10 protein-coding genes are annotated in these 11,916 nt (G+C 69.2%); 9 read left to right on the top strand and 1 reads right to left on the bottom strand.

Going from position 1 to position 11,916, the window contains the following annotated elements; genetic code table 11:
• Nucleotides 1-52 precede the first annotated feature (52 nt).
• The 6 genes from frc to moaA all read left to right on the top strand — a co-directional run bounded on the left by frc (nt 53) and on the right by moaA (nt 6,918).
• A complete protein-coding gene (gene frc, locus V8690_RS11855) occupies nt 53-1,309 on the top strand; it encodes a formyl-CoA transferase (protein ID WP_338778122.1) in 1,257 nt (418 codons plus the stop codon).
• A gap of 726 nt (nt 1,310-2,035) precedes the next feature.
• Entirely contained in the window at nt 2,036-3,172 is a 1,137-nt protein-coding gene (locus tag V8690_RS11850; protein ID WP_338778120.1) for a LysR family transcriptional regulator, read from the top strand.
• A 183-nt stretch (nt 3,173-3,355) separates the two neighbouring features.
• Nucleotides 3,356-4,534, top strand: coding sequence for an ADP-forming succinate--CoA ligase subunit beta (gene sucC / locus V8690_RS11845; RefSeq protein ID WP_338778118.1), 1,179 nt, complete (start codon nt 3,356-3,358; stop codon nt 4,532-4,534).
• Between the two features lie 5 nt (nt 4,535-4,539).
• A complete protein-coding gene (gene sucD, locus V8690_RS11840) occupies nt 4,540-5,418 on the top strand; it encodes a succinate--CoA ligase subunit alpha (RefSeq protein WP_338778116.1) in 879 nt (292 codons plus the stop codon).
• Between the two features lie 6 nt (nt 5,419-5,424).
• Nucleotides 5,425-5,706 (top strand): DUF6457 domain-containing protein, encoded by a 282-nt coding sequence (locus tag V8690_RS11835; RefSeq protein ID WP_338778115.1) that lies wholly within the window; start codon nt 5,425-5,427, stop codon nt 5,704-5,706.
• A gap of 222 nt (nt 5,707-5,928) precedes the next feature.
• Nucleotides 5,929-6,918 carry a GTP 3',8-cyclase MoaA gene (moaA, locus tag V8690_RS11830; protein WP_338778114.1) on the top strand — a complete coding sequence of 330 codons (990 nt, stop codon included), beginning with the start codon at nt 5,929-5,931 and terminating at the stop codon, nt 6,916-6,918.
• Between the two features lie 58 nt (nt 6,919-6,976).
• Here the strand turns inward: moaA and V8690_RS11825 are convergent, their stop codons facing one another.
• Nucleotides 6,977-7,657 (bottom strand): GntR family transcriptional regulator, encoded by a 681-nt coding sequence (locus V8690_RS11825; protein WP_338778113.1) that lies wholly within the window; start codon nt 7,655-7,657, stop codon nt 6,977-6,979.
• A 249-nt stretch (nt 7,658-7,906) separates the two neighbouring features.
• Between V8690_RS11825 and V8690_RS11820 the strand changes: the two genes are divergently transcribed.
• The 3 genes from V8690_RS11820 to fdhD all read left to right on the top strand — a co-directional run bounded on the left by V8690_RS11820 (nt 7,907) and on the right by fdhD (nt 11,721).
• Nucleotides 7,907-8,932, top strand: a complete 1,026-nt coding sequence (locus tag V8690_RS11820; protein WP_338778112.1) for a 2-dehydropantoate 2-reductase — start codon at nt 7,907-7,909, stop codon at nt 8,930-8,932.
• A 257-nt stretch (nt 8,933-9,189) separates the two neighbouring features.
• On the top strand, nt 9,190-10,617 hold the full coding sequence (pyk, locus tag V8690_RS11815) for a pyruvate kinase (protein ID WP_338778111.1): 1,428 nt from the start codon (nt 9,190-9,192) through the stop codon (nt 10,615-10,617).
• Between the two features lie 246 nt (nt 10,618-10,863).
• On the top strand, nt 10,864-11,721 hold the full coding sequence (gene fdhD / locus V8690_RS11810) for a formate dehydrogenase accessory sulfurtransferase FdhD (RefSeq protein ID WP_338778110.1): 858 nt from the start codon (nt 10,864-10,866) through the stop codon (nt 11,719-11,721).
• Nucleotides 11,722-11,916: the final 195 nt, after the last annotated feature.

The following is an 11,916-nucleotide window of genomic DNA, read 5'->3' as shown; positions in this document are numbered from 1 at the left end:
TCGGCTAGACGCGCGCTTCCGTTCCAGACGATTCACGAGAGAGAAAGCAAACATGACTGAACTGCCCCTTTCCGGGATAAAGGTGATCGACTTCACCGGCGTGCAGGCCGGTCCGGCCTGTACGCAGATGCTCGCCTGGCTCGGCGCCGACGTACTGAAGGTCGAGCGCACCACCGGCGGCGACGTGACGCGTAATCAGCTGCGCGACATCCCCGACGCCGACGCGCTGTACTTCACCATGCTGAACAGCAACAAGCGCTCCCTGGCCATCAACACCAAGGCCCCTGAGGGCCGGGAGGTCATGGAGAAGCTGGTCCGTCAGGCCGACATCCTCGTCGAGAACTTCGCGCCGGGCGCCATGGACCGCATGGGTCTGGGCTGGGAGACGCTCCACGAGTGGAATCCGCGGCTGATCTTCGGCTCCGTCAAGGGCTTCAACGAGGACTCGCCGTGGAACGACCTCAAGGTCTACGAGAACGTCGCCCAGTGCGCCGGCGGTGGCGCCTCGACGACCGGTTTCTGGGACGGACCGCCGACCGTCAGCGGCGCCGCCCTCGGTGACAGCAACACCGGCATGCACCTGCTGATCGGCCTGCTGACGGCGCTGATCGACCGCGACAGGACCGGCAAGGGCCAGAAGGTGTCGGTGTCGATGCAGGACGCCGTGCTCAACCTGTGCCGGGTCAAGCTCCGCGACCAGCAGCGCCTGGACCGGGTGGGTTACCTGGAGGAGTACCCGCAGTACCCGAACGGCGAGTTCGGGGAGGCGGTGCCGCGCGGCGGCAACGCCGGCGGCGGCGGCCAGCCCGGCTGGGTGCTGAAGTGCAAGGGCTGGGAGACCGACCCCAACGCCTACATCTACTTCACGATCCAGGAGCAGAACTGGAAGCGGACCGCCGAGGCCATCGGCCGCCCCGAGTGGGTCGGGGACCCGGAGTACGCCACCGCCAAGGCCCGTCAGAACCACATCTTCGAAATCTTCGAAGAGATCGAGAAGTGGCTGGCCGACAAGACGAAGTACGAGGCGGTCGACATCCTGCGCAAGTGGGAGGTGCCCTGCGCGCCCGTGCTGAGCATGAAGGAGATCGCCGAGGACGCCGCGCTGCGCAAGAGCGGGACGGTCGTGGAGGTCGAGCAGAAGGGCCGGGGAACGTATCTGACCGTCGGCAGCCCGGTCAAGTTCTCGCGGTTCAAGCCCGACATCAAGGGCGCCCCGCTGCTCGGCGAGCACACCGACGAAGTCCTCAACCAACTCGGCTACGACGGGGCTGCCATCTCCGCGATGCGCGACAAGCAGGTCATCATCTGAACCGGACCGCCCGGCCCCTCTCGCTGGTCCCCGCGACCCGCGCGAGACGCCTGGCAGGCCCTGAGCCCGGACCGCCGCAAGGGACGGCGTCGGCCGGGTCACCCTGAGAGCCGGCCCAGGTCGCCGACCTGGGGCCGACTCCGTTCCGGCGCGCTGACCGGGGGAGCCCTCGGCCTGGCGGCGACCATCGCCGTCTACGGTTTCACGGTCAGCGGGGTCTCCCCGGGCGTCGCCGAGGAACTGGAGCTGCCGGGCCTGGTGGGCCGAGCCAGGCACACGGAGCTGATCAGTCCGGCGGGACCGCTGACGTAATCCTCGAACCTCGCCGCCGGCCGAGACGACGACGTGGCACGCGTCCGGTCCGGCGGGGCGAGCCGACTCTCGCGTCTCTTCGACGAGGGTGTGGAGGCACGGGCGTGCCCAGTGCCCAAGCTGACGGGTCGCCTGCTGCCCGAGCCAGGCGGCGCGCCGCGCGGGGCCAGGCCCCACTCCTGCAAGCTGCTGACCCGTCGGGCCGGATGGCTTCGAGCAGCTGGAAGGCGCGCTCGACCGCCTTCACGGTCGTGGCGCCGCCCAGGGGAGACCGTGCCGCCCGAAGTGCGCGGTGCGCGGCGGATGGTGCCCGGCCCGCGGACGATCGGGCCACCGCTCCCTGATTTCGCCCGTCAGAAGCTGGACGACTCCTTCCATACTGCATACGATTTCTGAGGTGGACGGCGCGTCTGCGTGGAACAGCGCACCTCCCGTGGCGTCGCGGCCGGGATGCGGACGCGGGACGACAGCGCCGGGCCACGTGCCCGGGCGGATCTGCCCCTCGGTCTGCGCCATGACGTGACGTCGGCCCTCACCGTTGCCCCGCAGTTCATGCGCCGATTCCCACGCGAGGATGCGGACATGCTCAACCCCACGCATCTCAGGACGTTCGTCGCGGTAGCGCGAACGCTGAGTTTCACGCACGCCGCCGCGGAAGTCGGACTTCAGCAGTCGACGGTGAGCCAGCACATCCGCAAGCTGGAGACAGCTGTCGGAAGGAAGCTTTTCACCCGGGACACTCATTCGGTGCAACTCACTGCCGACGGCGAGGCTTTGATCGGATTCGCCAGTTCCATATTGGACGCCGAAGCGCGCGCCATGACTCACTTCGCCCGATCAGGTGTGGTTTCCGGGGTGTTGCGTTTCGGGCTCGCCGAAGAACTCGCGGAAACCGATGTACCGTCGGCCATCGCCGAGTTCCTCCAGATGAATCCGCGGACGCGGGTCGAACTCGCCGTTCGGCCGAGCCGTGTCCTGGAGATGATGCTCGAGGACGAGGTCCTCGACCTCGTTCTCGGTGAGCGGCGACCCGGTGAGAGCGACCGCAAGCTCGTCTGGAGGGACCGGTTGGTATGGGTCGGTCACCCATACACACGCGTCGACAGGGACGAACCGCTCCCTCTGGTGCTTCCTTCCTGCCCGTGCTCGGCGACGACGCGGGCGATCGAAGCGCTGTGCGCTCGCGGGCAGCGGTGGTTCAGGGCGGCGACGAGCAGTGATGTGACGGGCCTTTGGGCTGCCGTGCGCGCCGGACTGGGTGTGACGGTGCACGCTCGCTCGCTCACGCCCGACGACCTGTGCGAGCTGACCGGTGCCGTGCGACTGCCGGACCTGGGCGAGCTCGAGTTCGTCTTCAAGCCGGCCCCGTGCGACGACATCGGACTGGCCGGAGCCTTCTGCGAGGCGCTGATGGTGCGCATGTCGGGCGCTCACCGGAAGCCGGACCTGCCGTCGGTGTCGGACAGGGCGGTGTCGGCGTACCCGCGCCGCACACCCGGCGCCGCACGAATCGTGGCGGGGCCTCATCAGGAGTCCCTGGCCCCCCTGTGATGGGCGCGGTGACGTCGGCGTCAGCCAAGCGAGCAGCAGTATTGCATACAGTATCCCGCCGTCCTATCCTGACTCTGCCGCAGCCGACGTTCCGTGGGGCGGCGTTGTCGTCCGGTTCGCGCCCGCGCGCTCTCGACCGGTTCACCCGCTGCACACGCCGTGCCAGCGGCAGGGAGGCACTACATGGACTTGTACGAGTACCAAGCACGAGATCTGTTCGCCGCGCATGAGGTGCCTGTGCTTCCGGGGATCGTGGCCGCCACACCGGAAGACGCGCGTGCCGCTGCCGAGCAGCTCGGCCCACGGGTGGTGGTCAAAGCCCAGGTGAAGACCGGTGGGCGGGGCAAGGCCGGCGGGGTGAAGCTGGCCGCGACGCCGCACGAGGCCGCACTGAAGGCCAAGGCCGTCCTCGGCATGGACATCAAGGGCCACACGGTGCGGCAGGTGCTGATCACACCCGCCAGTGAGATCGCCGAGGAGTATTACGTCTCCATCCTGCTCGATCGCACCAACCGGACGTTCCTTGCGATGGCTTCGACGGCCGGAGGCATGGAGATCGAGCAGATAGCCGCCGAGAAGCCCGAGGCGCTGGCGAAGGTCCCCGTCGACCCGGCCGTCGGGATCGACGAGGCGACGGCGGGAACGATCGTCGCCGCCGCCGGATTCCGCGCCGAGGCGGCCGAGGCGGTAACCGCCACGCTGAAGAAGCTGTGGGAGGTGTTCGTCGCCGAGGATGCCCTCCTCGTGGAGGTCAACCCGCTGGTGCTGGACCGGCAGGACCGCATCATCGCGCTGGACGGCAAGGTCACGCTTGACGACAACGCCCGCTTCCGGCATGACGGGCACGCCGCGCTGGCGGACGTGCAGACGCAGGACTCGCTGGAGGCCAGGGCCAAGGAGAAGCACCTCAACTACGTCAAGCTGGACGGCCAGGTCGGCGTCATCGGCAACGGCGCGGGGCTGGTGATGTCCACCCTCGACGTGGTCGCCTACGCCGGCGAGCGGCACAAGGGTGTGAAGCCGGCGAACTTCCTGGACATCGGCGGCGGGGCGTCGGCCGAGGTGATGGCGAACGGTCTCGACATCATCCTCGGCGACCCGGACGTGCACAGCGTGCTGGTGAACGTCTTCGGCGGCATCACCGCCTGCGATGCCGTCGCCGACGGCATCGTCCAGGCCTTCCGGCTGCTGGAGAGCCGGGGCGATCCGGTGAACAAGCCGGTCGTCGTCCGCCTCGACGGGAACAACGCCGAACAGGGCCGAGTCATCCTCGACCAGGCGAACCTGCCCGGCGTGTTCCAGGTGGACTCCATGGACAACGCGGCCGAGAGGGCCGCCGAACTCGCCGCTGCGGGAGCGTGATACGGATGGCCATCTTCCTCACCGAGCACAGCAAAGTGATCGTCCAGGGTATGACCGGCGCGGAAGGCATGAAGCACACGGCCAAGATGCTGGCCGCCGGAACGGCCGTCGTCGGGGGCGTCAACCCGCGGAAGGCCGGCCAGAAGGCCGACGTGGACGGGAGCCCGGTCCCGGTCTTCGGCACGGTGGCCGAGGCGATGGACGCCACCGGCGCCGACGTCTCCGTGGCGTTCGTCCCGCCCGCGTTCACGAAGGACGCGGTGATCCAGGCGATCGACGCGGGCATCGGCATGTGCGTCGTGATCACCGAGGGCGTCCCCGTCCACGACGCGGCCGCCATCTGGGCCCACGCGACGGCGAAGGGCAACGCCACCCGCATCATCGGACCGAACTGTCCCGGCATCATCAGCCCTGGAAAGTCCAACGCCGGCATCATCCCCGCGGACATCACCGGGCCCGGCAGGATCGGCCTGGTCTCCAAGTCCGGGACGCTGACCTACCAGTTGATGTACGAACTGCGTGACATCGGCTTCTCCACCTGCGTCGGCATCGGCGGCGACCCGGTCATCGGCACCACCCACATCGATGCGCTCCGGGCCTTCCAGGACGACCCGGAGACCGACGTCATCGTCATGATCGGTGAGATCGGCGGCGATGCCGAGGAACGCGCCGCCGACTACATCCGTGAGCACGTCACGAAGCCCGTGATCGGTTATGTCGCCGGCTTCACCGCCCCGGAAGGCAAGACGATGGGTCACGCCGGTGCCATCGTCTCGGGTTCGTCCGGCACCGCGCAGGCGAAGAAGGCGGCACTGGAGGCGGCGGGCGTGAGGGTCGGCAAGACCCCCAGCGCGGCCGCGGCACTGGTCCGTCAGGTGGTGTGAGCAGCCATGAACCCCCTGGACACATGGATCGCCCAGGTGACCGGTGAACTCGCTCTGCACGCGGGGGTGCTGGACCGTGACGGGGTGCTGGACGTCGCGAAGAACGTGGCGCACCAGGTCGCCCGACCAGCCGCACCGCTCACCACCTTTCTGCTGGGTGTCGCCGTCGGACGCGGCGCGCAACTGCCGGTCGCCACCGAGACGGTCAACGCGCTCGCCGCGGCCTGGTCGGCGTCCGAGGGCGCCCTGCCGCCGGACGGCGAACGTCCGGTACCGAAGGTGGTCTGACGGCTGCTTAGGGGTCCGTGCACTATGAGCGCGCGACCCGGGCGCTCATAGTGCAAGGACCCCTTACAGGCCACAGCCACCCTCGGTTTCCATGGTCGGCCGACCTCGTGGTCACAGTGAACCTGACCGGCGGCAAGTCGGTGCTGCCGGCCGCGGAATGCTCCAACCGCTGCCGCACGCGTCCGGCAGCTCCACGCATCACCCCGAAAGAAGGCGGCACCCGTGCTGATCGACACCTACGGGCGGATCGGCACCGATCTGCGCGTCTCGCTGACCGACCGCTGCAACCTGCGCTGCACCTACTGCATGCCCGAGGAAGGACTGGCCTGGCTGGCCAAGCAGGAGTTGCTCACCGACGACGAGGTCGTCCGGCTGATTCGCATCGCGGTCACCGACCTCGGCGTCACCGAGGTGCGGTTCACCGGCGGCGAGCCGCTGCTGCGCCCGGGACTGGTCGGCATCGTCGCCCGCTGCGCCGCGCTCGCCCCCCGTCCCAAGCTCTCGCTGACCACCAACGGGATCGGGCTGTCCCGCACCGCGGCCGCGCTGCGGGACGCCGGACTCGACCGGGTCAACGTCTCGCTGGACACCCTGCGCCCCCACCGCTTCAAGACACTCACCCGCCGCGACCGGCACCACGATGTCCTTGCCGGGCTGACCGCGGCACGCGAGGCCGGACTGGCACCGGTGAAGATCAACGCCGTTCTGATGCGCGGGCTCAACGACGACGAGTCCCCCGATCTTCTCGCCTGGGCGCTCGAGCACGGCTACCACCTGCGGTTCATCGAGCAGATGCCCCTGGACCCGCAACACGGATGGCAGCGTGACCAGATGGTGAGCGCGACGGAGATCCTGGAGCGCCTGAGCGCGCGCTTCACCCTCACCCCGGAGGAGGCGGGCCGGAGGGGTTCGGCGCCCGCCGAGCGGTGGCTGGTCGACGGCGGACCGGCCGCGGTGGGGGTGATCGCCTCGGTGACCCGGCCCTTCTGCCGAACCTGTGACCGCACCCGGCTCACCGCGGACGGCCAGGTCCGCACCTGCCTCTTCGCCCGCGAGGAAACCGATCTGCGAGCAGCGTTGCGCAGCGGTGGGAGCGACCAGCTGATCGCCGAGCTCTGGCGGACGGCGACGCGGGGCAAGAAGGCCGGCTCCGGACTCGACGACCCCTCGTTCCTGCAGCCCCAACGCCCTATGTCCGCCATCGGCGGTTAGCCGGCGGACCGCGCGCGGTACCGACCGTCGTCCTCGGACGGCCGCCGCCCCACTGCCTTCACGGGCGGACAGCGCCCAAGCTGTCAGCCATGCTCGCGGAGGCTTCATGCTGCTCCTGCGCGTACATGGTGCGTGTCCTCTCCGTGTGGCGACGCATCAGTTCACCGGCGTGCTGGGCGTCGTGGGCGGCAACGGCTCTGATGATGGAGGCGTGCTCGTCCCAGGCCTTGCGCCCGCGTACGAGCGCGATCGGTGCGTAATACCAGCGCATGCGCCGATCGACCATGGCGATGTGCTCACTGAGCACCTTGTTCCCGGCCATGTGCATGAGGTATGCGTGCAGGTCGGCGTTGGCTCGGACGAGTGCTTCGGTGTCGTTGCCGGCGAGTGCCTTCTCTCCGGCCCGCTGGAGTTCCCACAGACGCTCGATGTCCTCCAAAGTGGCCCGCTCGGCGGCCAGGAGGGCGGATTCCGACTCCAGGAGGACGCGCACCGCCATCAGCTGGTCGGCCTCCTCTTCGGTGGGGATGTGGACGAACCCTCCCTGTGCGGGGCGGAGGTCGACCCAGCCTTCGGTGTGGAGGCGCTGCAGGGCTTCTCGTACCGGCTGACGGCTCACGCCGAGCTGGTCGGCGAGTTCTGTCTCCACGAGGTGCTCACCGGGCTCCAGTACCCGCGTGATGATCATGTCGGCGATGGCGTCGTAGACCGCCTGCCTCAGCGGTACCGGCCGTTGCACCGCGCGCACCGCGCGCCGCGCGGGTCCCCCTGCGGAGCCTCTGCGTTCAGCTGCCAGCGTGGGACTGCGATCCGTCATTGCCAACTCCCCGGTTCTGGGTATGCCGCTGTCCTGGGCATGACGAGCCCGGGGCGCGAGTGGCTCCAGTATACGGTCGACGAAAGACAGTATGGGACCTTGCCGTTCAAGGCATGGACACTCACCTCGTCGACTGCATACAGTATTCATTCCCTAGGGAGAGGAGCCACAGTGAGGATTGCAGTCGTCGGTGCCGGCGCGATCGGTGCCTACTGGGGCGCCGCCATGCACCGAGGTGGCGCCGAAGTCCACTTGATCGCGCGCGGGGACCACCTGCGTGCCATGAGGGAAGACGGAGTGCGCGTGATCAGTCCGCGCGGTGACTTCGTGGCGCATCCGCACGCCACGGACGACCCGGACGAGGTCGGGCCCGTCGACTACGTCTTCCTCGGGCTGAAGGCGCACAGCTACCCGTCCTGCGAGTCCCTGGTGAAGCCGCTGCTCGGCGAATCCACAGCCGTGGTCGCGGCCCAGAACGGCATCCCGTGGTGGTACTTCCACAAGCTCCCCGGGCCGTACGAGGGGCGCCGGATCGAGGCGGTCGACCCCGGCGGAGCCACCAGCGCCGTGCTGCCGCCGGAGCGGGCCATCGGCTGCGTGGTCTATCCGGCCACGGTCATCGAGGCGCCGGGCGTGATCCGGCACCTGGAGGGCACCCGCTTCTCCATCGGCGAACCCTCGGGCCAGATCAGTGACCGCTGCGAGGCGCTGAGCGAGGCCATGATCGCCGGAGGGCTGAAGTCCCCGGTGGAGGCCAACCTCCGCGACGACATCTGGATCAAGCTGATGGGCAACGTCGCCTTCAACCCCCTCAGCGCACTCACTCGAGCCACGATGGTCGAGATCTGCCAGAATCCGTACACCCGGCAACTGGTGGCCCGGATGATGGAGGAGACCCTCGACATCGCCGCCAGGGTCGGCAGCACCCCGGAGATCTCGATCGAGAAGCGGCTGCGGGGCGCGGAGAACGTGGGACACCACAAGACCTCCATGCTGCAGGACCTCGAAGCGGGCAAGCAGCTGGAACTCGACGCCATCGTGTCGGCTGTTGTGGAGATGGCGGACATCACGGGCGCCGACGCGCCGACGCTGCGCACCGTCCACGCCGCCACGGACCTTCTCTCACGTACCTGTGGGCCCGACGCGTCGGGGCCGGCCAACACCCCTGGCCGGCAAAGCCAGACGGATCCCGGCTAGAGGCCGACGAAAGGGACGACAACCCGGTCCACCACGGAACCTCCGTGTCCAGCGCGGTCGACGACCAGCAGGCTCGACATCGCGCCACCTGAAACAGGCGGGGCATCGCTCCGCCCTCAGCGGCCTGCCGGGCCTTGCGGGTGGACGGCCCCGCATGAGCGGAGGCCCGGCAGGCTCCCACCCCCTCCAGTCGCCACATCAGCGCCAGTCAGTGACACACAGGAACCGAGGCGGTACACCGCCGGGGAGGAGACGCGGTGAACCGCCGCGCGAAGATCGTTTGTACGCTTGGACCCGCCACCGGCACCGCGCCGCGACTGGCGGACCTCCTCGACGCCGGAATGGACGTGGCCCGGCTGAACTTCAGCCATGGCACACGCGCCGACCACTTGTCCCTGTACCGCACGATCCGTGAGATCGCCGAAGAACGAGGACGCGCCGTCGGCGTACTCGCCGACCTCCAGGGCCCGAAGATCCGGCTGGGGCGGTTCGCGGCCGGACCGGTGGTCTGGTCGGCCGGCGAGCAGATCGTGATCACCACGGCCGATTGCCCCGGCGACCACGACCGGGTCTCCACCACCTACCGTGGCCTGGCGGGCGACGTGCTGCCGGGCGACCAGCTGCTCGTCGACGACGGCAAGATCCAGCTGAAGGTACTCGACATCACCGGCCGTGACATCCGGTGCCGAGTCGTGCACGGCGGCCCGGTCAGCGACAACAAGGGCATCTCACTGCCAGGAGTCGCAGTCAGCGTTCCACCCCTGTCGGAGAAGGACCTCGAGGACCTGAGGTTCGCGCTGGAGGTCGGTGTCGACATGGTCGCCATGTCGTTCGTCCGCGCTCCCGACGAGGTGAAGCTCGCGCGGGCCGTCATGGACGAGGTCGGCAGGCAGGTGCCCGTGATAGCCAAGCTCGAGAAGCCGGAGGCCGTCGAGGATCTCCCGGCGATCGTCGAGGCGTTCGACGGACTGATGGTGGCGCGCGGTGATCTTGGCGTCGAGATGCCGCTGGAGCAGATTCCGCTGGTGCAGAAGCGAGCCATTCGCCTGTGCCGCCAGGCGGCGAAGCCGGTCATCGTGGCGACCCAGATGCTCGACTCGATGATCTCCGAACGGCAGCCCACCCGCGCGGAGGTATCGGACGTGGCCAATGCCGTCCTCGACGGGGCGGACGCGGTGATGCTCTCCGCCGAGACCAGTGTCGGGGCGTATCCGGCGCACACGGTGGCGACGATGGCGCGCATCGTCAAGGAGGCCGAGGGGGCGCCGACGCGGGGGGACGTGTTCGTGTGGTCCGCGGCGGAGGAGGCCGACGCGGACGGCGGTACCGGTGACGCGATCGCGGCAGCGGCGTGTGACGTGGGCAGACGGCTCGGGGCGGTGGCGCTGATCTGCTACACCCGTACCGGCGACACCGCGCGGCGCCTGGCACGGCAGCGATCGCCGCTGCCGCTGCTCGCCTTCACACACGACGAGTCGGTGCGGGCTCAACTGGCGGTCTCCTGGGGCATCGTCTCCGCCGTGCTGGCACCGGCCACCACCGCGGAGACGATGCCGGCCGAACTGAGCCGGGTTCTGCTGACCATGGGCGTATGCCGTCCCGGCGACGTGGTCGTGGTCGTGTCCGGGAGCCGCAGCGGCGTGCCCGGGTCGACGGACTCCTTGCGCGTGATGCGTACTGAGTGATGGTCAGCGTCGGCTGCTGCACCCCGGGCGGCGGCACCAGGTTGCTTCACGGTGTGGCGGCGCCGCGGCTGCGGCAGCGGTGGAGCGCGAGGGCGAGGAAGCGAGGGCTAGGGCGAGGGCGTCGGGCGGGTTCGCGCCTGGGGCTCCTTCTGCACCGGTCTCGCCCGTTCCGCCCGGTGACTGTATACTGTATGCACAACTTCGGGGGTGCCTGGGCAACGGGGTCCAACGCCGAGAGGACGTCATATGGGACGCAGAGTCAGCCGATACCGGGTCATGCGCCTCACCGAGGGCCGGCGGGCCGCGCGGGCGGACATGCTGGCGGCCGAGGAGCCCCTGGAGATCCGGGTCGGCGGGCGGCCGCTCGCGATAACCATGCGGACGCCCGGAGACGACTTCGACCTCGCCCGCGGTTTCCTGGTCAGCGAGGGTGTCGTGGGGTTCGCTTCCGAGATCGCGGCCGTTCGGTACTGCGCGGGAGCCACGGCGGACGGCGGCAACACCTTCAACGTGCTCGATGTGGCCCTCTCTCCGGGGGTCGAGCCGCCCGGCCCTTCAGTGGAGCGCAGCTTCTACACCACCTCGTCGTGCGGCCTTTGCGGCAAGGCGAGTCTGGACGCGGTTCGCGCCACCAGCCGATGGTCCGTCGACGCGGATCCGCTGCGACTGACTCCGGAGGTCATCGCCACCCTGCCCGATACGCTGCGCGCGGCGCAGAAGGTCTTCGACCGCACCGGCGGGCTTCACGCGGCGGGTCTGTTCGATGCCGCGGGGGAGCTGATGTGCCTCCGGGAGGACGTCGGTCGGCACAACGCGGTGGACAAGGTCGTGGGATGGGCGCTCGCGGCGGGCCACCTCCCCCTGAGCGGTGCCACCTTGATGGTCAGTGGGCGGGCCTCCTTCGAGCTGGTGCAGAAGGCCGTGATGGCGGGGATTCCCGTGCTCGCCGCGGTGTCCGCGCCGTCGTCTCTCGCCGTGGACCTCGCCAGGGAGATGGGCCTGACGCTCATCGGATTCCTGCGTGGGGCGTCGATGAACGTCTATGCGGGCGAGGAACGGCTGGACATCGGTGAGGTCAGGGTGAGCGGCGCCGTTCGCGGCTGATCGGTGACGTGGCCGTCTGCTGGATCCACGAGGCCCGGCCCAGGGTCTGGACATCCCGACTCACCAGGCCGTAGAACTGAATACAGTATACAACCCACTGATCCCAGGCTCGCTCGCGCGGGAACCGCAGTGCCGCCTGACGCGGAAGGGAGTGCGACGGGCCCGGGAGATCTCCCCGCCCCTCGGCTCCGCCGA

The organism is Streptomyces sp. DG1A-41, from assembly GCF_037055355.1.
In the GTDB taxonomy this organism is placed as follows: Bacteria; Actinomycetota; Actinomycetes; order Streptomycetales; family Streptomycetaceae; genus Streptomyces.
Note: the sequence above shows the minus strand (reverse complement) of the source record. Positions and strands in the feature narration are given on the sequence as shown.